The organism is uncultured Pseudoteredinibacter sp. (assembly GCF_947502065.1).
Taxonomy (GTDB): Bacteria; Pseudomonadota; Gammaproteobacteria; order Pseudomonadales; family Cellvibrionaceae; genus Pseudoteredinibacter.
Genome location: NZ_CANMYE010000001.1, coordinates 14528 through 38728, shown reverse-complemented (window position 1 = coordinate 38728; position 24201 = coordinate 14528). Strand labels below are relative to the sequence as shown.

Genomic DNA, 24201 nt, shown 5'->3' with positions numbered 1-24201 from the left:
TTAAAGCAAAGAAAAGAAGGGAAAGCCCACAGCGCACGCAAGAAATCCGCACCCAATTACATATCCATATGTCGTTCGCTGTGGGCCTAGTAATTATCGGCGATTCAGAAAAAAGGCCTATAACTAGAACTGGCTATATCAGTACATTGGTTGAGTTATATCAAGTAAACGACGGGGCCTCTTTACCCTGCCTTGCGTAAAACTCCTGCACATAATCCTCTAAACGCTCAGCTGCGATTGCCTCACGTAACTCCGACATGATGCGCTGATAGTGTCGTAGATTGTGGATGGTATTAAGCTCAGCACCCAAGATCTCCCCACACTTATCAAGGTGATGCAAATAGGCGCGACTGAAATTCTGACAGGTATAGCAGTCACACTCAGCATCTAAGGGGCTGGTATCATGGCGATGCTTAGCATTGCGGATCTTGACCACACCCTCGGTGGTGAATAAATGACCGTTGCGAGCATTGCGGGTCGGCATTACGCAGTCGAACATATCCACGCCTCGGCGCACAGCTTCTACAATATCCTCTGGCTTGCCCACCCCCATCAAATAGCGGGGCTTGTTCTCTGGCATGGTGTGGGCCAAATGATCCAATACACGCACCATATCTTCTTTGGGCTCACCCACTGAAAGGCCACCAATGGCATAACCATCGAAACCAATTTCTTCCAAGCCTTGCAAAGATTCGCTGCGCAGGCCTTCATACATACCGCCCTGCACAATGCCAAACAGAGCCGATGGGTTATCGCCATGGGCATCTTTACTACGCTTTGCCCAGCGCAAAGACAGCTCCATAGAATCACGCGCTTCTTGTTCGGTAGCCGGGTAAGGCGTGCACTCATCGAAGATCATCACGATATCTGAGCCAAGATCGCGCTGTACCTGCATAGCGATCTCAGGGTTCAATTCTACTTTTGAACCATCAATCGGGGATTTAAACACCACGCCTTCTTCGGTGATCTTGCGCATATCACCCAGGCTAAACACCTGAAAACCACCGGAGTCGGTAAGAATGGGGCCCTTCCATTGAATAAAATCATGCAGATCGCCATGGGCTTTAACCACTTCGGTACCAGGGCGCAGCATGAGGTGGAAGGTATTGCCTAAAATAATCTCGGCGCCAATCTCTTCGATATCTCGTGGCAACATACCTTTAACCGTGCCGTAGGTTCCAACCGGCATAAAGGCTGGAGTTTCGACAGTACCACGTGGGAACTTCAATCGACCACGGCGAGCTTTACCGTCACTGTTATCCAATTCAAAGCTCATCATACATTCGCGACTCACGGGGCACCTTTCTCTTCAGTTTTCGGTTCAATTGTTCGATTTAATTTGTTCTAAATAAGCTGTCGGCAAAACACTGTTGAAGCGCAGCTTATTGGCCTGGCACTTCATTTACGGCCTCAGGGTTATGGCGAATAAACATCGCATCACCATAACTAAAGAAGCGATACTGCTCAGCAACCGCTTCTTGATAGGCCGACATGGTATTTTTATAACCCGCAAAAGCCGATACCAGCATCATCAAGGTAGACTCAGGCAGATGAAAGTTGGTCACCAAGGCATCCACGACCTTATATTGATAACCGGGGTAGATAAAAATATCAGTCTCGCCCTGCATGGGCTCAATCAGCTCGGTACTGCTTTGTTGGGCAGCGGACTCCAAGCAGCGCACCGAGGTAGTGCCTACCGCCACCACCTTGCCGCCACGAGCTTTGGTACGCAGTACCTGCTCACACACCTCATTGGAAACTTCCATAACTTCACTGTGCATTTGATGCTGATGGATATCATCGACCTTTACTGGCTGAAAAGTCCCGGCGCCAACATGCAAAGTGACAAAGGCTAAATCCACGCCTTTGGCTTTTATAGCAGCCAGCAATTCATCGTCAAAATGTAGGCCGGCTGTGGGAGCTGCCACAGCCCCGGCTTTTTCTTCATCACTATAAACGGTTTGATAACGCTCTTTGTCAGAATCCACATCAGCGCGATCAATATAAGGTGGTAGCGGCATATGGCCAATGGCCTCAAGCACTGGGAGCACCTCTTGCTCACCAAAGTCCAACTCGAACAAGGCGCCCTGACGTCCAGTGACGGTCACTTCGCTACCATCTTGCAATATGATGATATTGCCAGCCTTAGGACTTTTATTGGCACGGGTATGAGCCAGTACTTGTTTAGGCGAGACGATTCGCTCGACCAAGATCTCTACCTTGCCACCGGTCGCCTTCTGCCCAAACACTCGCGCCGGAATAACACGGGTATTATTAAAGACCATTAGATCTCCCTCATTGAGCTGATCTAATAAATCTGGGAATTGCTGGTGGTCTAAGTTTCCGCTGGGGCCATCTAGACATAACAAACGGCTGCCACGTCGCTCAGCAGCTGGCTGCTTGGCGATAAGCTGTTCGGGTAAATCGTAGTAAAAATCTTGGCGACGCATGATAAGCACTGCAGTTTAAAAAAGCAGCGCAGAGTATATCAAAAGCGAGGCTTTGGCTACGAGTAGCGCTGTGATTGAGCGTAAATGCCAGCTTCGCGGCAGCTTTGCTAAGCCGCTGCCGCCGGCTGTTGTTTACGGGCTGCTTTACGCGCCTCGAGCTGCGCCTGCATCTGAGCTCGCTGGCGACGACCGGTAACAATATGGATAGTTAATATCAGAGGGAAGCTTAGCCCTACTAGGGCGTGAAGATTGGCAAATAAACCACGAATCTCATCGCTCGATAGGTAATACAATAAATAGGCACTGATCACCTGAAACAGTAATACCACAAGCAAAGTGATACCAAAGCCCCGCAAACGCTGAAGACGCCATGTCGCCGAGACATGATTCATCATTACGGCACCATAACCCATCATCACGATAAAGGCCGCCGCGCCGTGCACCATTAAGGCTGGGAATTGTAGAGGATGCTTTTCAGGACCAAAATCACCTTCCACCGTAATAAAACGACTGAGAATAAAAAAGGCGATACCTGTTACCCAGCTCACCGCAATAGCGAGGTATAGCAGGCGACGATACGTTGTTGGAATTCTTACATCTATATAAGCCATAGCTTAGGTACTTTTATGATTCGCGATTATCTAAATTACGCTTTGCGAGTATTACAACTCAAGCAAGCCATTGTGGCTATCTAACATAAAGGCGCGACCTTTAAATTGGCGAATGACTCGGGTATCCCTCGGATTCAAAAATGCCAATTTAGTCAGCGCATCGGCTAACATGCATTGCTCGGCAAAGACTGAAACACTGTAGCCTCGCACTGTGGCCTCACCGCTTTTTGGGTGAATCATCACACTGTCTTGCTCGGTAAAATAACAAGCGCTGGTGGCCAAAGCTGGCGCCAACATCGGCATTTCATGATTTTTATTGGGCTCATCCGGGTAGCGCACGCCCACCGTTTCTTCTTCCCAATGACTTAAATACAGATCACCGCCAGCATTGATGTTCAACTTTACATCGGCATCCATTTTGCTGGCGCCAATACGTTCGATGGCTTTATCAACGGCATAGCCTTTTGCAATGCCACCCAGATCAATAAGCACGGGGGCAGAGAAACTTAAACCCTCATCACTGAGATGTACATTTTCCCAGCTGCCCGAACCTGCAACACTCGATCCGCTAGCACCCGACCCCACAATAATGGCGCCATGATGTATATTCGGCAAAGATCCTTGGTCTACCAGTTGTGGCGCAATTGTGACATCAAATAAACCATCGCTGGCTTCGCTAAGCGAAAGCGCCAAGCCTAAAACCCTTCGCATATCTTCCGAGATCGCAATCGGATCTTCGATACCTAATAGAGCCCAACGGTTTATCTCAGACAGTTCACTATCCGGATTGTGAAAACCCAGACCTTCATGTACCTCAGAGATCGCTGCAAAAGCATCGATACTGAGATCTAATATTTCTTCATCATCCAGACCAGCCTCTATGGATACATCCACATAAGTCCCCAGCAAAGGCTTACACCGATTAAGTCGGTTTGTTGTCATTTTATCACTCGGCTATCACTTCAGCCGCGTATTATAGGTGACGAAGAACCTGTTCCCAAGTGTGACTTAGGCGATTGATGCCATCGGTAATATGGCGGCAAGAGAGAGTGGCACCGGATATATTTTTAATTTGCTTATCAAGCTTAAGGTGCTCTTTGTAATCAAGGCCATTAAATTGGGCCTTCCATTTAGGATTGGCTACTTCGTAACCATAGGTTTCACGATAGGTTAAAATTTCAAAACCCATCACTTTACCTTCATGATCATAAGCGAAAGCTAGATCAATATTTTCGTGCTTACCAATAACCTGATCGACGATAAACCAGCCGCCACTTTCGGTTTTCCAGACTTGCAATTTATCGTTGCGAACACGAACTTTAGAAGCTTTTTTAATACTCTTCACCTGTTCACCGGACAAAGTCACTGGGATCTGTTCCATTGCCTCATCGCCCCACAATAGCTTGCGAGCCTGATCAATAGTCAAATAGGTTTTGGCATGGACTTCGATAGCCGGCAAGTAAGTACCAACCGCAAGTAAAGACACCATTTTGGTAAATGAACGCCTATCCATAAGAACCTCTCTAAGAAAATAAAATAAGAGAATATAAAACACTAATGGGGCCGACAGCCCCAAAAGCAAAGCCGCTTTCTAATTGATTAAAAAGCTGCTCAAACTAAGCATCATTGAGGGGAAACTTAGAATTCGTAACCGTAAATAAAGCCGATGTGCACCTTCTCGTGCTCATCCCAGTTACGGTTGTTATTGCTGAATGAGTGCCAAGAGCCACCACCAGCAACTTGCCACAATGCACCAGCTGTTACCCACCACTTCTGCTGAGCGTAGTGAATAGTTGGGCCAAAGTAGTTACCGTTTTGGTGCTGAGTACCAATGCGGAAATCGCTCAAATCAAAGCTAGAACGCTTCAAAGTCGGATCGAATTCACCTTCTTCTTCTGGGTTTAGATAGTCAGACTGGTGACGAAATTCCAAACCAACAAACCAATTAGGCGCAACACGGTAAGAAACTGCAGCCGATGCATCAACAGCAATTTCTTCTTCCAAAACGCCAGGAGACTTACGACGTTCAAATTCAGTTTTTACATTCAATGCAAAAACTAAAGTATCATCCAAAAAGTCTTTCTGTAAGAAAGTGGTAAAAGTGAAAGAGTCCTGATCAATATCCGCACCGTCTAGACGGTACTTGTCACGACGCTCGTAACCCACTCCCAAAGACAAACCAAAGTCGTCTTTGTATGGGCTTAGGATGTTGTACTTCAAACCAATCTCATAGCCGCCAAACTGAGTGTCTTTAAAACCAGGGCCTGGATCTTCAACGCCTTCTTCATCTTCAGTGCAAGTGCCGCCTTGGGTTTCAATCATTGGCCCCATGCAATCGGTAACGCGATAGTCGTGGTGGAAGATCATACCTTCAACACTCAAGCTCAACTTATCGGTAATACCGTATTCGATTTCCGGACGAATATCGTGGAAGTCGTAGTTACCAGAGTTTTTGCCTTTACGCCAAATATCACTCACTTTGAATTCAAAGCTGCCTTCAGGGCGTGTGTCAGTACCTTTGGTGTACAACCATAGGTTTTCGCCAGCCATTGCACTTGGGGCAACAACCGCAGCAGCAACCGCAGCTGCTAGCAGTTTAATTTTCATATTGATCTCCAATCCTCATTTATTGAATCTTTGAGCCAGCCTGAAGCCTCTTTTTGGGCTTTAATCACTAATTTTTATGTGGGCATAGCAGAATTTGGCGGAATCTTACAGATAATGAGAATCTATATCAATAACATTTGTAATTTATTTTAGTATCCATGTACTTTTGTCTACAAAGCGTTATAGTGCCGGGCCGAAACGCCAGCAGGGCTATATCCCTCGCTCGCCAGAAGCCTTTAAAATAGCAGGCTTCAGACTTTTACCCCGAACCAGCACAAGAGTTTTATGCGTCAACGCCCCCAGCTGCTTAGCCTGCTCCTTGCAGCGATAGCAGCCAGTTCTTCCCACGCTGAGCCACTTATTGAAGAAGTGTTAGTTACTGCGGCCCGCCAGCAAGCTTTACTGGAAGATCTGCCCTATGCGAGCTACAGCGTAAGTGAGGAATCACTTAAGCAAAGCCGCACCCTGCCAGAATCCCTCGCAGGATTGCCCGGTGTTAGCGTACAAAAGACAGCAAACGGCCATGGCTCGCCGTTTATTCGTGGCTTTACGGGTTATCGCACGCTGGCCTTGATAGATGGGGTGCGCTACAACAACTCGGTCTACCGCGACGGCCCTAGCGAATATTTTGGATTGATAGATGGCCAAAGCTTATCCGGCTTAGAGCTTATAAATGGCCCCGCCTCTGTGCTGTATGGCAGCGATGCCATAGGCGGCACCTTAAATTTACACAGCAAAGAGCCAAGCCGTTTTAAAGCCGATGGGTTTAGCGCCACCTTAGGCCAGCAACTGCACTGGAATAGCGCCGAACACAGTTTACGCAGCCGCACTCAACTGGATATTGGACGAGGTGAAGACTGGGGCTTATTAGCGGGCTTTAGTTATAAAAATTTTGGCGATATTGAAGCGGCCGATTTAGGCAAACTAGCTACCAGCGGCTACCAAGAAAAAAGCTATGATTTTAAATATCTAAAACAACTCAATAACCACTGGCAGCTACAAGCGCTTTACCAAAACCTTAAACAGGATGATGTTTGGCGCACACACTCAACAGTATTCGCTAAAAGCTTTGCTGGCACCAGTGTTGGCAATGACTTACATCGCAGTAAAGATCAGCAACGCCGCTTTGGCTATGTAAAACTTATTGGCAAGCCCGAAATAAATTGGTTGCAAAGAGCCGAGATCACACTGTCAAATCAGCAATGGCTAGAGTTTGGCGAACGACAAAAAAGTAATGGTGAGTGGATCATAGAAAGCTTTGATTCACGAATGAGCGGCCTAGATATTCAACTGCATAGCCAGCTAGGCGCTCACCGTTTTACCTATGGTTTAGATATCTATCGCGATCTTGTTGATAGCCGCCGCAAGGAGCTCGACCAGCAAGGCAATTCATTTATTGAAAGAATCCAAGGCCCTATTGGTGACGATAGCCGCTTTAGCCAAGGCGGCATTTATGCCCAATGGCATTACGACATCAGCGACAACTGGCAGTGGCAACTGGGCAGTCGCTATACCTGGGTTAGCGCCTATATCGGCCGCTTTGAAGATCCGAGCAGTGGTAATGCCGCCAGTTACGATCAAGATTGGAACAACACCTCCAGTAGCATAAAACTGCTGTGGCAACCCATCAGCAGCTCATGGCAAGCCTGGTTAGGAATAAGCCAAGCTTTTCGCGCACCCAACATTGCCGATTTAAGTCGTTTCGGAAAAAGCCGCAGTAACGAAACAGAAATCGCGGCATTGAATCTAGCCCCTGAACATTTTCTTACCACAGAAGCGGCCTTACGTTGGTCAAACCTTGCCAGTGATAGCGGCCTAATGTGGCAACTGAATGCCTTTTACACGGATATTGAAGACTACATCACTAGCACACCCACAGGACGTATAGTTGATGGCTTAATAGAGGTGAGCAAAGCCAATAGCTCCAGTGGATTTATGCATGGTTTTGAGGCTAGCTGGCTCTGGCGCCTAAACTCAAACTGGTCGCTTAAAGGGAATAGCAGCTTTGTGCAGGGCGAACAAAGCTTGCCAAATTTTGAAAGTGATCAATATTTTAGCCGCAGTATGCCCTTAAGCGGATTACTTGCCGTGCAATGGCAAGTCCCAGGTCACCAAATAGAATTGGAGATACGCCACAGCGCCAAAGCCGATCACTTAAGCCCTGCCGATTTGGAGGATGATGAACGCATTCCACCGGGTGGCACTGCGGCTTACACGACAATCAACCTTCGCAGCAGCCATAAACTCCGCCAGACTTTTTTAAAGGCTAAGGGGCATTGGTATCTGGATCTAAATAATATCAGCGACGAAGCCTACCGCAGCCACGGCTCCGGCATCAACGAACCCGGCCGAGGCATCAGCATCGGTATCGACCTAAGCTGGTAAGCCCCAAAAAACGGGGTCAGAACCCATGGGTTCTGACCCCACTTCGAGGCCAAGAGCCTTAAGCCCCATCAAACTTCCGGAACGACCAAAGCTCCTACACTCAAAATGCACTTATAAAATCTGCCAAAAAGACTTAAAGAAAGAACAAACTAAGAAAGCCCACAACAGCTGAAACACCACACTTCTACCAAACGGGGTCAGAACCCAAGGGTTCTGACCCCACTTCGAAGCCGAGAACCTTAAGCACCCACCAGACTATCCGGCAAGACCAAAGCTCCCACATTCAAAATACAGTGATGAAATTGGCCCAAAGAACTTAAAGAAGGAGGAAACTAAGAAAGCCTCCAATCGCCGAAATACCACGCTTTTACCAAACGGGGTCAGAACCCATGGGTTCTGACCCCAACTCGAAACCGATATGTTTAAGCTACTGCTTACCTATCCGACGCCGCTTCCGCGCCCTAGCCTGCAAGGTAATAATAAAGAGATACATCCCAGTTACCCAAAGGGCAAATAAGATAATCGATGCCGGCAAGAATAAGCCCAACTTAGCGGCATCATGAAAGAAACTGCCGTCATGAATCGCCTCAATTACATCGGAACGCCGAAAATCGATATGCAAGACCTCTCCACTTTGTTGATCCAGCTGCATTTCATAGCCATTGCGGCTCTGCAGCTTTATCACTCCCTTACTAGGGCGAACGTCTAATCGCTTAATATCCTGCCAGCTCTCAACTTCCAATAAAGGTTCAGCTTGAGCCTTAGCCAATATATCCACATAGGCCAGAGTAGGCTCACCCTTATTACCTTTAATCGTAGGCGGCTGAATCCAATCACTTTCCTTCTTAAGCAGCAGCAATACCCCGGAGCCAATCATAATCAAAACCGGTAGAGCGCAAATAATAGCTCCCCAGAAATGAATTTTACGATTTAAACGGTGCGACTTGGCGCTCATAACTTGATCTACTCGAATGACTACCGGATTACAGCCCCTAAGGCTCGCCTAGCTCTTAGAGGGCTGGCCATGGTAGCAGTTCAAACGACAGCAGCAAGCACTTTAAAAAACCAATTAAAATAAATACTTGACGGCATAAAAGTCACTGTTATAATCACGCCCTCTTTCAGCAACGCACCCGCGTTCGCCCTCTGTGCCGGAGTGGTGAAATTGGTAGACACGTCGGATTCAAAATCCGATGCTAGCGATAGCGTGCCGGTTCAAGTCCGGCCTCCGGTACCATTTAATTCCCCAATGTTATTACCGCCAAAATTCTAGAATAGAATTGCGTATTCCCCAGGGACTTGAGCCGGCAAGGTTCACAAACTTTGCCCAAAGCAAAGTTTGAACGAGGAGCGATAGCGACGAAGCCCCGAAGGGGTTGGAATAGCCGTTAGGCTAGTCCAATTAATTCCGGCCTCCGGTACCATTTAATTCCCCATGTTATTACCGCCCAAACTCTACAAAAGCATTGCGTATTCCCCGGGGACTTGAGCTGGTAAAACTCACAAGTATTGCCTCGCTAAATCCGAATCTTATCTGCCAAAGCAATTTGATCGACCCCATCGATTATTGAAGCTTGCTCAATTGACTCTACAAAATCCTTTCGCATGCTCAAGGCCCAGAACTTATTAATATGTTCGGCCAATTGAATTGCGGCATCTTGTGGATCTGTACTGGCCTGATTAGCTGAGATCTGCTTGGCCATACTTATCAGTTTTTCGTTATTCACTATTAAACCCTGAGTAAATTCGGTAACGGTCTGGGCGGGCAAAGGCAATCAAGTTTAATCCTGACTGCTCGGCGGTGGTGATGGCCATACTGGTCGGTGCCGAGACGCAGACTAAATTTAAAACTCCAGCACTGACAGTTTTTGCCACCATTTCATAACTGGCCCTACTCGATACTAAATAAAAACCAACGTCAGCCTCTAAACTCAAATGGGCACCAATCAGTTTATCAAGCGCATTGTGACGGCCAATATCTTCCCTTAAAAAAAGTAATTCCCCTAGTTCATCAAAGGCAGCAGCGCAGTGGGTAGCACCTGTTGCCTGACGTATTCTTTGAGCAGCATTCAAATGCATCAACGCTTTTTCAATAGATTCGTTAGAAGGCGCGCTTTTTCTATCCAAGCAAGGAAGATCGCGCTGCATACTTGTCAAAGAATCGATACCACAAAGGCCACAACCACTAGTGCCCATCAAAAAACGCCGGCGCTGTTTTAAGCGGCTCATCGCCTGATTGCTAATGGCGATTTGTAACTCTATACCCTCGGCATGCTCTTCTAACTCACAACCGTAAAACTGCTTAGGGCTTTCAATAATGGCCTCGCTCAAACTAAAGCCTAAGGCCAAATCTTTTAAATCAATAGGACTGGCCATCAATACCGCATGTGAAATACCGTTGTACACCAAAGCGATTGCACACTCTTCGGCTACCAGTTCAGTTTCTTGTTTCGCAGCGGGCTGCAAAACGGTCTGACGACTTACAACACCTTTAATATCAGCGCTGGGCTTCATTGCAATACCCTAACAACTTGAACTTCTGCCTTCTCTCGACGCAGTTCTTTTTGCCACTGAGTTTCCGACATTGATTTCTCAACTTGCACAGCAGTCACCTTGTACTCTGGGCAATTGGTTGCCCAATCGGAATTCTCCGTAGTTACCACATTGGCACCACTTATTGGATGATGAAAAGTGGTATACACCACTCCGGCTTGCATACGATCAGACACTTTAGCAATTAGGCTAGTCTGCCCTACTCTACTTCTTAGCATTACCCTATCGCCATCTTTTAGTCCACGCTGTTCCGCATCGAATGGGTGCAACTCTAAGATATCTTCATCATGCCAAGTTTGATTGGGAGTTCGACGTGTTTGTGCACCTACATTGTATTGAGTTAACACACGCCCCGTGGTCAATAGAAGGGGAAAGCGCCGATTAACTTTTTCTTCAGTCGGGATAAATTCGGTAATCGCAAAGCGCGCTTTCCCGATGGGGAAGCTGTCTCTATGCATAATGTCTGTGCCCAGCGGGTATTGCTCATTACAGGGCCATTGAACACTCCCCTGCTGCTCTAACAGCTCATAGTTTAGCCCAGCAAAACTTGGGGTTAGGCTGGCAATTTCATCCATGATTTCACTAGGGTGTGAATAATTCATTGGGTAACCCAAAGCATTGCTTAACGCCATGGTGGTTTCCCAATCGGCTTTACCGGCGAGCGACTCTATCGCTTTACGTACTCGATTAATGCGGCGCTCGGCATTGGTAAAGGTGCCATCTTTTTCCAAAAAAGAACTACCTGGTAAAAGCACATGCGCGAAGCGCGAGGTTTCATTCATAAAGATATCTTGCACGATAAGGCAATCTAGAGAACGTAAAGCTTCTTCCACATGTTTTGTGTTTGGATCAGACTGTGCAATATCCTCACCCTGGCAATACAAGCCTTTAAACTGGCCCGCGATAGCAGCATCAAACATATTGGGTATACGCAAACCCGGCTCTGGGTCCAATTCGCAGCCCCAAGCCGCTGAAAACTTGGCCTGCACTTTAGCATCACTCACATGCTGGTAACCTGGATACTCATGGGGGAATGAGCCCATATCACATGAGCCCTGCACATTATTTTGCCCGCGCAAAGGATTAATACCCACACCTTCTCGGCCAATATTTCCAGTGGCCAAGGCCAAGTTAGCAATGCCCATCACCATGCTGGAGCCCTGGCTGTGTTCGGTCACACCTAAGCCATAATAAATAGCGGCGTTTTTAGCCTTGGCATACTGTCTAGCCGCTTGGCGAATATCCTTCGCGTCCACACCGGTGAAACTTGCCATATTTTCGGGGCTATGGCGCTCATCACTAATAAAGTCGCGCCATTTTTGATAGCTATCGTCCTGACATCGCTCTGCAATAAATAGCTCGTCTTCTAAACCTTCTTCTATTACGGTATAAGCCAAAGCATTGATCAGTGCTACATTACTGCCTGGCAATAAAGGCAAGTGCAAAGGCGCTTTGCTATGCGCTGTTTTCAATAAGTCGATTTCTCGTGGATCAGCCACAATAAGATCAGCACCTTGTCGCAAGCGCTTTCTCAGCAAAGAGCCAAAAACTGGGTGAGCATCGGTAGGGTTAGCGCCAATCACTAGAATTAAATCGGCCTTTAACACTGAATCAAAAGTTTGAGTACCCGCCGATTCACCGAGTGTTGTTTTTAAGCCATAACCGGTTGGTGAATGACAAACCCTAGCGCAAGTATCGGTATTATTATTTCCAAAGGCCGCTCGCACGAGCTTTTGAACAAGATAGGTCTCTTCGTTGGTACAACGCGATGAAGTAATCGCGCCAATGGATTCACGACCATAATCTTTTTGTACAGCTTTCAGTTTATTGGCCGCAAAACCAATAGCCTCCTCCCAGTTCACTTCTCGCCAAGGCTCGTCGATACTGTCACGAATTAGAGGTTGCTTAACTCGATCTGCATGATTCACATAAGCAAAAGCAAATCGTCCTTTAACGCAAGCGTGACCATGATTAGATTGACTATTTTTATCGGGGCGCATACGTAGGGGCTGCTGACCATTTAAATCAACTTCGAAACCACATCCCACGCCGCAGTAAGCACAAGTGGTTTTTACAGTTCGATTACCAAACTGCCCTTCAGCATATGGTTTTTCCATAAGGCTCGCGGTTGGGCATGCTTGCACACAGGCACCACAAGAGACACAATCTGAAGCTAAAATATTATCGTCAGCCGCACTGACTTTTGAATCAAAGCCTCGCCCACTTAAGGTCAAAGCAAAGGTGCCTTGGGTTTCTTCACAGGCTCGCACACAGCGGCTACAGACAATGCACTTACTGGGTTCAAAATCAAAATAAGGGTTGGATTGATCTTTTTCCGCCTGAAGATGGTTCTCACCTTCAAAACCATAACGCACTTCGCGCAGCCCTACTGCGGCGGCCATATCCTGCAGCTCACACTCTCCGTTCGCACTGCAAGCCAGACAATCGAGAGGGTGATCAGAGATATAAAGCTCCAGAATATTACGACGTAACTTTTCAAGGCGAGGGCTCTGGGTGTTAACCACCATGCCCTCCGCAACTGGCGTAGTGCAAGCGGCAGGTGTACCTCGCGCGCCCTCGATATCAACCGCACAAATACGGCAACTGCCATAGGATTCCAAGCTATCAGTGGCGCACAGTTTGGGAATAAACAATTGGTTTTCTAAGGCGGCCCGCATAATTGAACTACCCTCAGCCACCTCAATATCTTTGCCATCGATAGTCAAGCGTATCAAGTTGTCACTAATAGGCTTAGGGGTACCTAGATCTTTAACAGGATCAAATATTTGAATCATTTTACTTAGCCCCCACCTTAAAATCTTCGCCAAAGTGTTTTAAAGCACTGCGTACAGGAATAACTGTCATTCCCCCCATTGCACAAAGGGAACCTAGCTCCATGGTTTCGCAAAGATCATCCAGTAATTCGATTTGTTGTTTATTCTCCTGTGCTGAGTCGCTAGCAATAATACGATCGATCACCTCAACACCGCGTGTTGAGCCAATTCGACAAGGCGTGCACTTTCCGCAAGATTCCGCTGCACAGAACTCCATGGCAAAACGAGCCTGCTGGGCCAAGTCAACTTCATCGTTGAATAAAACAATACCGCCATGTCCGACCCCAGCCTCTATTGCCATAAAGGCTTCATAATCCAGCGGGGTATCCCACAAGCTTTCTGGAAGATAGGCCCCCAATGGACCACCAACTTGTACCGCGTGCAGCTTGCCATTTTTACATCCCCCAGCAATTGTCAGCAGCTCCCTTAAACTCATTCCAAAAGCAAACTCATAAAGGCCACCACGCTTAACATTACCGGCCAACTGAAAAGCCAATGTGCCTTTAGAGCGCCCTTGGCCATAGTTCGCGTAGAAGGCCCCGCCCTTTGCCAAAATAATCGGGATACTCGCCAAGGTAATCACATTATTTACAATGGTCGGCTGCCCCATCAGCCCGCTAATAGCCGGGATAGGCGGCTTTGCGGAGACCATTCCGCGCTTGCCTTCCAAACTTCTTAATAGAGAGGTTTCCTCCCCACAAATATAAGCTTCAGCCCCGATTCGCAGCTGCAGTTTAAAATCTCGCCCTGAGCCTAGAATATTTTTACCAAGAAAATTTTTCTCTATAGCAATGGCAATTGCAGATAAAAGCTGATCAGCCGCTCGCGGATACTCAGAGCGTAAATATATAAACCCTTGATCGGCACCAACAGCCAAGCCCGCAATAATCATCCCTTCGATTAGGCAAAAGGGATCAGCCTCCATCATTAAACGGTCAGCAAAAGTTCCAGAGTCACCTTCATCAGCATTGCACACGATATACTTTTGATCCGCTTGGCAGTCGAGAACCGTTTGCCATTTAATCGCGGTAGGAAATGCCGCCCCTCCTCGTCCGCGTAAGCCTGACGATTGCACTTCATCAACAATCTCCTGCGGGCTGTATTGTATGGCTTGGCGCAAGCCTGCAAAGCCACCACAATCTTGATAGGCCGTAATATCCAATGGGTCATTTAAGCCAAGACGCGCAAAGCTCAAACGCTGCTGACATTTAAGCTCGGGGATTTCTTCGGTGAGTCCAACAGATAAACGGTGATCAGATCCCGAGCACAACGCCTCTACAAAGCTATCATCAACATCGGCTGGGCGCACTGGACCATAAGCTACACGACAACCATCAATCTCAACTTCAACTAAGGTTTCTAACCAAAACAAGCCCCGCGTACCATTACGGGTAATATTGAAATTGCTAGATGAACACTGCTTTGCTTTTTTTGTAATTTTCTCAGCGATTCTTTTGGCAACATCATCAGCCCCAAGAGCAATCGATAGGCTATCAGCCGGAACGTAAATATTAACGGCCATCATTCAGCCCCTCGACGATACTTTGTAATTTTTCGGCGCCAACTTCCACGAATAGATCGTCATCAACACGAACGGCAGGTCCATGACTGCAAAGCCCTAAACAATAGACACTGTCCAAGCTCAGCAAGCCATCAGCACTAGTTTGGCCATATTCAAGTTGTAAATATTCTTTGCTAAAAGCTTCCAATTCTCGACAACCATTTGCCTGACAGGCTTCTGCTCGACAGATTTGAATACGATGCTTGCCCTGGGGCTCACGCTTAAACTGATGATAGAAACTGATTACCCCTTCAACTTCAGCCGTCGATAAGCGAAAAAGCGGGGCCACAGTCACTGCACAGGACTCTGGGATGTAACCAAACTGTTTCTGAACTTGATGCAATAGCGGCATTACACCGCCAAGTTCATCTTTAAAGTTCGCAGCCAGCTCAAGCAAGCGACTTTTTATAGGGTCATTCATGGTGTTTTCAGGCGTCTCGAATTGCTCATACGGCTCTTTTCACTGTCAAACAATATCTATATTGCAAACAGCAGAACAAAATATGAATTAAATTACATATATTTATACTTATAATGTTTAAAATATAACTTTAACACTGCTAGAAGAACGCAAAAATATGAATAAAAGTACATATGACAAACTAACTCTGGAGGCCCAGTGGATATTCAGCGATGGCTCTGGCCAGAGCCTTGGCAACCATATGTTCGCCTTACTTCAAGCTGTTGAAGAAAGCGGGAAGCTAACCGCAGCCGCCAAGATGACAGGCATGTCATACCGCCACGCCTGGAATCAACTTCAACAATGGGAAGCTTTTTTTGGTGTTGCATTAGTTGAGTTACAAAAAGGAAAAGGGGCTAAGCTAAGCAGCTTTGGTGAAAAACTGCTCTGGGCAAAAAAGCGAGTCGATGCCAAAATCGAGCCCGAATTAGAAAATATAATAAGTGAGATTAATCTCCAGCTACGGGACTTGAAGCAGGATGACGGTGCTCCACTGCGCATTAATGCCAGCCATGGCTATGCGGTGGCATTACTTACCGAACATATTCAATCACCGTCTCTAAAATTGCGCTTTACCAGCGCCGAAGATGCCTTACGCTCTCTAGCTGCCGACGAATGTGATTTGGCAGGTTTTCATGTCCCGGAAAATGGCAGCGGGTTGCAGCGCATCCACGCCTTTGATCACTACTTAAATGAATATGAATACGGCTTAATACGCTTTATCCAAAGAAAACAAGGCTTGATTCTAGCTGCCGGAAACCCTCATGAAATTTCAAGCTTGCAAGACCTGAGCCTTCAATCAGTAAAATTTGTGAACCGCCAGCACAATTCCGGCACACGTTTTTTACTGGATCAATTTTTACAACAACAGAATCTCTCGCCAGATCATATCAATGGCTACACCAGCGAGGAGTTTACCCACTCAGCCGTAGCGGCCCATATTGCAGCTGGCATGGCAGGCGCAGGCTTTGGGGTTGAGCAAGCCGCTCGGCAATTTGGTTTAGACTTTATCGCGCTATGTCGAGAAGAATACTTGTTTGCCTATAAAAAAGACGCTCTGAATCTGCACACAATAAACCAATTTCAACAGCAGCTTTGCACAACGGATATACAAGAAGCAATTAAAGCACTATCTGGCTACAGCCCAACGGCCTGCGGCGAAGACATCGAATTCTCCGAAATAGCGTCCTGGACCTAACGGGGTCAGAACCCATGGGTTCTGACCCTCACGATCTGTCAGCCATTCACTAAAAAATGCACCCAAATACTCGCCCCATACCCTAAAGCAATCACCGGCGTCCATTTTAAATGACCAAAGAAAGTATATTGCCCTCTAGCTTGCCCCATTAAAGCCACACCAGCGGCCGAGCCAATAGACAGCATACTGCCACCAACACCTGCCGTTAATGTCACCAAGAGCCATTGGGTATGGGACATTTCAGGGTTCATGGTAAGCACAGCAAACATCACTGGAATGTTATCCACAATTGCCGATAAGAAGCCAACTAGAATATTGGATGTGGTAGGGCCTAGCTCGCCGTAGGAAAAACCAGAAGCTAAGCTCAGATAACCAATAAAGCCAAGGCCACCTACCGCCAAGATCACACCATAAAAGAAGAACAGCGTATCCCACTCTGCTTTGGCGATCTTTTCGAACACATCAAAATTAAAGGGATCATCGTGGGATCCGGGAGGATTTTCACTGCCACTGTGCCAACTTAAAGAGCGGCGGCGTAGGGAATAACCGTAAAGTTTTAAATAGGCCAAGCCTGCCATCATGCCAAACACGGGTGGAATATGTAGGAAGTTATGAAAGCTCACCGCGGTAACAATGGTCAGCAAAAATAAGCCGACGATGACCAATGCACCATGCTTCATACTGACATCTTCATGATCGCCAGCAGGTGGCTTTCCGCTCGGTAGTGCGAACTGCATGATCAAAGCGGGCACAAGGAAATTCACCAATGAAGGCACAAATAGGGCGAAGAATTCGAAGAACTCAATAATGCCCTTTTGCCAAACCATCAAGGTAGTGATATCTCCAAAGGGACTAAAGGCACCTCCGGCATTTGCCGCCACCACCACATTAATACAAGCAATCGATACGAAGCTCGGCTTACCCTCGCCCACTACCAATATAACGGCACACATTATCAGAGCCGTTGTTAGGTTGTCGGCCACTGGGGAGATCACAAAAGATAAGGCACCCGTCAACCAAAATAGCGCCTTATAGCTGAAACCTTTTAATACCAACCAAGCTCGCAAGGCTTCGAATACCCCACGCTCCAACATGGCGTTTATATAGGTCATTGCCACTAGAAGGAAAAAGAACAGCTCGGTAAATTCTAAAAAATTGTGTCGAATGGCCGATTCGACCAGATGGGAGTCACCATGGTGGCGGTAAACCATGGCTACCATCACCCATATCACTCCAGCCGCTAATAGCACAGGCTTGGACTTGCGCATATGCAGCTGTTCTTCGAATATCACCAAGGTATAGGCCACTATAAATACGGCGATAGCCGCATAGCCAACCCAATGCTGGGTAAGATCCATTAACTGACCTGGGCTTTCTGAAGCCAGAGCCAAGCCGGGCAACAACAGCAGCAGTACACTTATCACTCGAAGCAAAATCGTTTTCCTTTTGTAATGATTAAAGCACTTGGTTTACAGGGCAGGCATTGTGTCTTGTTCCAAGCCATACACTCTTGATGTAAATCAGTAAGCGATAAGGGCCAGCTCAATTTATCGCGATAATTTCACCTAACTTTGACCTTTAGGGCGCTACCTTAGATACATATTCTCAGAAACCTAGGAGCCAAGCCCATGAGCCTGCTAAGCCCTTCAAAAAGTGCCAAACTTCTCCCCCTACTTATCAATATGTTTTGGGTCGTAATATCTACCAGTACTGCTGCCGAAGAACCATCGGCCAAGGCACACCTTCCCGAAAAACAACAATCAACCTTCGTACAGGATGCTCGCAATGCTGAACTGTCTCAGAATATTGAGAGGTTTCTAGAGAAGCATCAGCTACCAGGTCTAGTGTTGAAGGTGAAACACCGCGGTGAGCTTATCCATTACCAAGCTCATGGCAAAGTCAACATTTCTAAAGAACAGCCTATGAGCAAAGATGCCATATTTCGCATCTATTCTATGAGCAAGCCCATCACCGCTGTGGCTATGTTACAGCTATTAGATAGAGGGCTTATTTCACTGAACGACGATATACGAAAATATCTACCAGAGTTCGAACCCTTCGAAATTGATGGCAAAGTTTATAGCGTTAACGTTCATCAGCTGCTTTCCCATACTGCAGGCTTTGGCTATGGCGGAGGATTAAAAAACTGGGTAGATATTCGCTACTTAATTGCCAATCCACTTAGCCGTCGTAATAGCTTGGACGATCTTGTCGATGACTTATCCGGGATCGATCTAAAGTTTCCTCCTGGCGAGAAATTTGAATACAGCATTGCCAGTGATATTCAAGGTGCCATTATCGAGCGCGTAAGCGGCTTAAAACTTGATGTCTACTTTCAAAAATATATTTTTCAACCCTTAACAATGAAAGACACGGCATTCTATGTGACGCAAGATAATCAACATCGCCTTGTCGATATGTATGAATATGATGCAGGTACCTTTGAAGCGGCTTATGTATTCAACCAAGAAAAAATATTCCTAAGCGAACGAGCCAAGGATAGTCCCTATCTCAAGAAACCAAAGCTGCTATCTAGCGGTGGCGGACTAATTTCAAGCGCAGAGGACTACAGCCATTTTGTTAGCATGCTCGCTAACAAAGGTGAGTTCCAGGGTAAGCAGTTGCTATCAAAGAAGAGTATCGAATTGATGTTGAGCAGCCATACCACCGGACTAGACACCCACTTTATGCCAAGGGTCTACCAAGGAACAGGCTTTGGCTATGGTGTAGGAATCAAAGAGATTGCCGGTGACGACCGAGCACAAGGCAGCTTCTTCTGGGGCGGCATGGGCGGCACGATATTTTGGGCTGACCCTGAGAATGAATTAGAGGTAACAGCTATGATGCAAGTTGAGGACGGCTGGGTTGCTTTAGAAAAGTGGTTAATTAAAGAGATTTACCCACTTATCGAAGCTCCCTAGTAATTGAAAAATCAACTTAAAAATCCCAAGCTGTGCTCGGGATTTTTAGATCTGATTTAAAAGTTAGATATCTAAAATACAACAATTCAAAACAGCTAAACTGCTAACTTTTAACTGGCGCAATAAACGCAACCTTTTGCTCGATCTTAGCCTCAGCATTGCCACTATGAGTCGCCGAAATAGCAATTTGATAGTTACTCTTAGCCAAACCTTCTGCCGGAATGCTAATGCGTAGCGGCACAGTGAAAACCTCGCCAGCTTCCAAATAATGCTTACGACGGCCAGATAAGCTAAAACCTTGTTTGGCCGCTAAGCCTAGCTGCACTTCCATCGGGCGATCCGACATATTATTAAGCTTTACGGTGTAGACGTTTTCTATCTGACCATTGCGCTCACGATATAAGTGCACCCCACGGTCACGAATAACATCAATGGATAATGGCTCGCGGCCACCAAGGTTGTTAAGAAACAAGCCGGACATTAATACCAAGCAGAGGCTATAACCCAACATACGTGGCTGTTTAAAGCGCTGCCAAAAACCGCCTAGATCTAGGGCAGAAGCAAAACGAATCAAGCCCTTCTGATAGCCCATGCGCTCCATCACATTGTCGCAAGCATCAATACACAAGCCGCAGTTAATACACTCGGCTTGCCAGCCATCACGAATATCGATATCTGCTGGGCAAACCTGCACACACCAATCACAATCGATACACGCACCCAGGCCATCTTTTTTGTAATCGCTGCGTGCTTTTCGTGGGCCGCGAGGATCACCGCGCTTCTCGTCATAGCTCACCATTAAGGTAGTTTGATCATACATTACCGATTGGAAGCGCGAATAAGGGCACATATGCTTACACACCTGCTCTCGCATATAGCCCGCATTTAGATAGGTGAGCACAACAAACAATAGCGTCCACAAAAAGCTTTCTAAAGAGATCTGAGCAGTTGCCAAATCTTTAACAAGCGGGACCATGCCATAGAAATAGGCGATAAAAGTGGTGCCGGTAGCAACGGCCACCAAGCCCCATAAAATATGCTTGCTGGCTTTTTTGCGGATCTTCTCCAATGACCAAGGTGCGGCATCTAGGCGAATTCGTCGGTTGCGATCGCCCTCACAGAAATCCTCAATCCATATAAAAATCGAGGTCCATATGGTTTGTGGGCAAGTAAAGCCACACCACACTCTTCCTGCCCATACTGTTACTGCGAACAGGGCAAAGGCCGCAATAATCAAAAGGCTCGCCAATAAGATCGTATCTTGCGGCCAAAACACCCACCACAACACATAGAATTTTTGCTCGATGACATCCAAAAATACCGCTTGGTGATCATCAATCTGTAACCATGGCAATAAGAAAAACGCCAACATTAAAGGCACAGCGATATTGCGACGCAAGCGTTGAAACACACCTTGGGTTTTACGCACATAAACTCGGTGGCCCTCATAGAGCTCCTTATACTGCTGCCCCTCGGGGGGTGCGACATCCAAGGACACTAGAGGGATTTTTTCTGGTTTAGAATTTGTAGGCATCAGGGCGATCTCTGTCACGGTTATGGGGCAGCAGTCTAGAGATGCAAGGCTTATAGGTACAGATGCACAAAAATGTTTATAATGAGGTACAGAATTTCAAATATTACAACTGTACCTATCATTTATTTTTAAACTGTACCACTTTGACCATGAATGACTATTTATACCTAAAACTCGAGCGTGAATTACGCCAACAAATAGAAAGTGGGCAGTTAGCGGCAGGCGAGAAAATGCCATCGATACGCCACTTAGCCCAAACCGAGCAGCTCTCAAAAGCTACAGTATTAAGTGCTTATGAGCGGCTGGAGGCAGACGGCTTAGTGCAGGCGCGAACCCGCTCAGGCTTTTATGTTTGCCAAAGCCAGCAACAACTGGCCAGCCCCGCGATTAGTAGCCCCAAAGTTGATGCCAGAACTCTAGATCAAGGGCAGATTCTAATGGGCATTATGCAAAGAGGCGCGGCCTTTGATCTGTACCCAGGCCATGACAGCGAACCTAGCAATAAAAAATTACAGCGTTGCCTAGGGAGAGCCCAGCGCCAACAAAGCAGTGCCCAGTATTTATATTACGATGAGCCACTGGGGCTACCCGCTCTACGCAAACAGATCCAACAACTGATGGCCCACGGCGGCGCCAAGGCTCACGAGGATGAAATTATCATCAGCAATGGCTGCCAGCATGCATTGTTGTTAGCGTTATTGGCGACGACTCGCCCGGGTGATGTTGTCGCGGTGGAATCTCCGGGCTTTTATGGCAGCTTGCAACTTATCGAAACTTTAGGGTTAAAAGCGCTAGAACTGCCCTGCTCGGCCAATGAAGGTTTAAGTATCGACGCCCTGCGCCTGGCCACACAACATTGGCCTATTAAGGCGCTTATCTGCTCGCCCTGCTTTGCCACACCAACCGGTGCCAGCATGCCCGAAGAAGCCAAGCAAGAACTCCTCAACATTGCCAAGCAACATGACTTTGCACTTATCGAAGATGATATATACGGCGAATTGTACTTTGGGCAGCAGCGTCCGCGTAGCCTATATTCCTATGATCAAGATGGCATTGTTTTACAGTGCTCTTCTTTTTCTAAAAACTTATCTCGAGATTTACGCCTAGGCTGGCTAGCCACTGGACGTTATCAGCAGGAAGTCATTAAAGCCAAACTGGCCACTAGCCTTGCAGTACCACAACTAAGTCAGCAAGGTTTGAGCTTCTATATTGCCGAAGGCGGCTTAGATAAGCATTTGCGTCGCAAGCGCTCCCAATATCAAGAGCGCTATCAGGAAATGCGCCATTTAATACAAGATTATTTGCCCGAAGAAACCCGCTGCAGCCAGGCCAGTGGTGGCCTAGCTGCTTGGATAGAACTTCCCAAACACATTGATACGCTGACCTTATATGAGCAGGCGCTAGAGCAAGGCATAGTATTAACCCCCGGACGCTTATTCACAGCACAGGATAACTACCGCAATAACTTACGCCTGAGTTATGCACACCCATGGACAGAAAATAGAATAAAAGCCTTTAAAAGCTTGGCCGCTATGGTTAACGCTAACTACTAAGAGAGCAATTTAGAATTGGAAACAGTGGGCTAAATCAAGATAGGCTTGAGGGCTGAAAACACTGGAGCCGCGACAATGTCGCGGCTCCAGTGTAAAGCTTTGGCCAGTAAATTAACGCTTGGCCAATTTTACCTTCTTCATCGCCAGCTCTACAGACTCACGATAACAGCGTTTACTGTCTGCTATACGACTAATCGAACGGGTATTTATCGCTTGATCAACCTGGCAAACCTTCTTTGCACTGGCTTCAAGACGACGCTGCAGAGTTTTCTGCCCTTCCACCTTCGATAAGTTTAAGTCCGAGAAACTGACGATCTCTTCACTCGTACTTTTGCCGACAATGGCTTGGGCACTGCCTGCCATAAAAAGAGCCATTATTGACGCTGAAACGAGAGTGATTTTTTTGCTATTGCTATTCATGCCGATTACCTTTTAAACGTTGCTATGGGGCTTTATGTTTTTGCTAGGGTACTGCTAAATAAATCTTATATTGTTTTCTTGTGTCCTAACTTTAGACGGTAATAAAACAAAAAAGGATACGCTGATCGATAAAAAGAGTTACTTAAGCGGTGAAAAGTTTTAACCCAAGTAAGCCTCAAACTAACGCAAAGTTAATTAAGCGGTTGATGCCATTAGCAAAAGCCTCCTGACATTCGAAAAACACCAAAATATTACTTATTAAAAGTTGCCTGATGCTTCCAAAGCTGTCTAGAAAAACACTCACTAGAAGTTGTTAGCCCAGCCTAATCCAAGACAAAAGCTACCGCTAAGCTATTTTTAAAATCCAGTTAACGCTAGTCGTAAAAACAGCAACGCTGAATAATGTATACAAAATAACTTTTGGTAAAAATATTTTCCAATACTGAAGAGCCCAAAAATCAAAAATACAACATAAGCAGATACGAAAAAGGGGCGGGAGAAACAGAGACGAGGAAAATGGGAAGAGAAATAGGTAGAGAAATGGAAAGAAGAGAGCTTCCGTAGAAGCTATCTGCTTTCAGTAGACATAGCCATTGATCTACAAGCAGACCTAGCTATCAAGAACATGACAAAAATGTCATATTAGATAATCCGCCTGGGCCGGCACAACATGATCAGCCCAAGCAGTTTTTCTAGAACAATCACTATCGCGCAGCCAACTCAACGGTTTTCATGGCGGCCTCGATTGATTCTTGATAACAGCGCTTGCTATCAGCAATTATACTAAATGAACGTGACTTTTCAGCCTGCTCAACTCCACAGACTTTTTCCGCTGCATTTCGGACTCGCTTTTCCAGAGCCAGTTGATCTTTCATTTCTGCTACATTTAGGTCACTGAAGATTACCACCTCCTGTTGCGTTGACTTACCAACAATGGCGTGGGCTCCACTTGCCAAGAACAAAGCGCTAACGGTTGCAGTTACAAGAGCGATTTTTTTGCTATGGTTTTTCATAATGTCTTCCTTTTAAGGTTTATTTAAAGCTACTTTTTAAAAACGTTTATTTAACGATGTTTGTGAAAACTGTTTAATTAATTTCTTAATTACAAACTTAG

20 protein-coding genes and 1 tRNA gene are annotated in these 24201 nt (G+C 46.5%); 5 read left to right on the top strand and 16 right to left on the bottom strand.

What is annotated here, in order from left to right; all coding sequences use genetic code 11:
• Positions 1 to 160: 160 nt before the first annotated feature.
• The 6 genes from tgt to Q1A41_RS00165 form a co-directional block, all read right to left on the bottom strand.
• Positions 161 to 1294 carry a tRNA guanosine(34) transglycosylase Tgt gene (gene tgt / locus Q1A41_RS00190; RefSeq protein ID WP_363322321.1) on the bottom strand — a complete coding sequence of 378 codons (1134 nt, stop codon included), beginning with the start codon at positions 1292 to 1294 and terminating at the stop codon, positions 161 to 163.
• Positions 1295 to 1382: 88 nt separating this feature from the next.
• Positions 1383 to 2450 (bottom strand): tRNA preQ1(34) S-adenosylmethionine ribosyltransferase-isomerase QueA, encoded by a 1068-nt coding sequence (gene queA, locus Q1A41_RS00185; protein ID WP_299972999.1) that lies wholly within the window; start codon positions 2448 to 2450, stop codon positions 1383 to 1385.
• 107 nt (positions 2451 to 2557) lie between these two features.
• Positions 2558 to 3061, bottom strand: coding sequence for a hypothetical protein (locus Q1A41_RS00180; protein WP_299972996.1), 504 nt, complete (start codon positions 3059 to 3061; stop codon positions 2558 to 2560).
• Positions 3062 to 3112: 51 nt separating this feature from the next.
• Entirely contained in the window at positions 3113 to 3955 is an 843-nt protein-coding gene (locus tag Q1A41_RS00175) for an FAD:protein FMN transferase (protein ID WP_299972994.1), read from the bottom strand.
• Positions 3956 to 4034: 79 nt separating this feature from the next.
• On the bottom strand, positions 4035 to 4574 hold the full coding sequence (locus Q1A41_RS00170) for an FMN-binding protein (RefSeq protein ID WP_299775585.1): 540 nt from the start codon (positions 4572 to 4574) through the stop codon (positions 4035 to 4037).
• 125 nt (positions 4575 to 4699) lie between these two features.
• Positions 4700 to 5668 (bottom strand): DUF6662 family protein, encoded by a 969-nt coding sequence (locus Q1A41_RS00165; protein WP_299972991.1) that lies wholly within the window; start codon positions 5666 to 5668, stop codon positions 4700 to 4702.
• 285 nt (positions 5669 to 5953) lie between these two features.
• Between Q1A41_RS00165 and Q1A41_RS00160 the strand changes: the two genes are divergently transcribed.
• A complete protein-coding gene (locus Q1A41_RS00160; RefSeq protein WP_299972988.1) occupies positions 5954 to 8053 on the top strand; it encodes a TonB-dependent receptor in 2100 nt (699 codons plus the stop codon).
• 427 nt (positions 8054 to 8480) lie between these two features.
• Here the strand turns inward: Q1A41_RS00160 and Q1A41_RS00155 are convergent, their stop codons facing one another.
• Entirely contained in the window at positions 8481 to 9008 is a 528-nt protein-coding gene (locus Q1A41_RS00155; protein WP_299972985.1) for a PepSY-associated TM helix domain-containing protein, read from the bottom strand.
• Positions 9009 to 9203: 195 nt separating this feature from the next.
• On the opposite strand from Q1A41_RS00155, the gene Q1A41_RS00150 reads away from it, so the two are divergent.
• Positions 9204 to 9290, top strand: a tRNA-Leu gene (locus tag Q1A41_RS00150).
• Between the two features lie 280 nt (positions 9291 to 9570).
• Here the strand turns inward: Q1A41_RS00150 and Q1A41_RS00145 are convergent.
• From Q1A41_RS00145 to Q1A41_RS00125, 5 genes are read right to left on the bottom strand one after another with little or no spacing between them, the layout of a single operon-like run.
• Positions 9571 to 9780, bottom strand: coding sequence for a formate dehydrogenase subunit delta (locus Q1A41_RS00145; RefSeq protein WP_299972983.1), 210 nt, complete (start codon positions 9778 to 9780; stop codon positions 9571 to 9573).
• A complete protein-coding gene (gene fdhD, locus Q1A41_RS00140) occupies positions 9773 to 10567 on the bottom strand; it encodes a formate dehydrogenase accessory sulfurtransferase FdhD (protein ID WP_299972978.1) in 795 nt (264 codons plus the stop codon). Before fdhD ends, Q1A41_RS00145 begins: the two co-directional genes overlap by 8 nt.
• Positions 10564 to 13401 (bottom strand): formate dehydrogenase subunit alpha, encoded by a 2838-nt coding sequence (gene fdhF, locus Q1A41_RS00135; protein WP_299972975.1) that lies wholly within the window; start codon positions 13399 to 13401, stop codon positions 10564 to 10566. Before fdhF ends, fdhD begins: the two co-directional genes overlap by 4 nt.
• Before the next feature lies 1 nt (position 13402).
• The gene (locus tag Q1A41_RS00130; protein ID WP_299972972.1) at positions 13403 to 14962 is read right to left on the bottom strand and encodes an NADH-ubiquinone oxidoreductase-F iron-sulfur binding region domain-containing protein; all 1560 of its coding nucleotides are present in this window, start codon (positions 14960 to 14962) and stop codon (positions 13403 to 13405) included.
• Positions 14952 to 15422 carry an NAD(P)H-dependent oxidoreductase subunit E gene (locus Q1A41_RS00125; protein ID WP_299972969.1) on the bottom strand — a complete coding sequence of 157 codons (471 nt, stop codon included), beginning with the start codon at positions 15420 to 15422 and terminating at the stop codon, positions 14952 to 14954. The genes Q1A41_RS00130 and Q1A41_RS00125 overlap by 11 nt, the downstream gene beginning before the upstream one ends.
• A 157-nt stretch (positions 15423 to 15579) precedes the next feature.
• Here Q1A41_RS00125 and Q1A41_RS00120 point away from each other — a divergent pair, with 157 nt between their 5' ends.
• Positions 15580 to 16659, top strand: a complete 1080-nt coding sequence (locus Q1A41_RS00120) for a substrate-binding domain-containing protein (RefSeq protein ID WP_299972966.1) — start codon at positions 15580 to 15582, stop codon at positions 16657 to 16659.
• 38 nt (positions 16660 to 16697) lie between these two features.
• On the opposite strand, the gene nhaD is transcribed toward Q1A41_RS00120, so the two are convergent.
• Positions 16698 to 18083 (bottom strand): sodium:proton antiporter NhaD, encoded by a 1386-nt coding sequence (gene nhaD / locus Q1A41_RS00115; RefSeq protein WP_299976121.1) that lies wholly within the window; start codon positions 18081 to 18083, stop codon positions 16698 to 16700.
• Between the two features lie 204 nt (positions 18084 to 18287).
• Here nhaD and Q1A41_RS00110 point away from each other — a divergent pair, with 204 nt between their 5' ends.
• Positions 18288 to 19580: a serine hydrolase domain-containing protein gene (locus tag Q1A41_RS00110; RefSeq protein ID WP_299972963.1), complete on the top strand. Its 1293-nt coding sequence runs from the start codon at positions 18288 to 18290 to the stop codon at positions 19578 to 19580.
• A 103-nt stretch (positions 19581 to 19683) separates the two neighbouring features.
• Here the strand turns inward: Q1A41_RS00110 and ccoG are convergent, their stop codons facing one another.
• Complete coding sequence (ccoG, locus tag Q1A41_RS00105) at positions 19684 to 21114, bottom strand: cytochrome c oxidase accessory protein CcoG (RefSeq protein WP_299972960.1); 1431 nt, start codon at positions 21112 to 21114, stop codon at positions 19684 to 19686.
• Positions 21115 to 21263: 149 nt separating this feature from the next.
• Between ccoG and Q1A41_RS00100 the strand changes: the two genes are divergently transcribed.
• Positions 21264 to 22667, top strand: a complete 1404-nt coding sequence (locus Q1A41_RS00100) for a PLP-dependent aminotransferase family protein (protein ID WP_299972958.1) — start codon at positions 21264 to 21266, stop codon at positions 22665 to 22667.
• Between the two features lie 111 nt (positions 22668 to 22778).
• On the opposite strand, the gene Q1A41_RS00095 is transcribed toward Q1A41_RS00100, so the two are convergent.
• Both Q1A41_RS00095 and Q1A41_RS00090 read right to left on the bottom strand, forming a co-directional pair.
• Positions 22779 to 23087 carry a UrcA family protein gene (locus tag Q1A41_RS00095; RefSeq protein ID WP_299775560.1) on the bottom strand — a complete coding sequence of 103 codons (309 nt, stop codon included), beginning with the start codon at positions 23085 to 23087 and terminating at the stop codon, positions 22779 to 22781.
• Between the two features lie 704 nt (positions 23088 to 23791).
• Positions 23792 to 24100 carry a UrcA family protein gene (locus Q1A41_RS00090; protein ID WP_299972953.1) on the bottom strand — a complete coding sequence of 103 codons (309 nt, stop codon included), beginning with the start codon at positions 24098 to 24100 and terminating at the stop codon, positions 23792 to 23794.
• Positions 24101 to 24201: the final 101 nt, after the last annotated feature.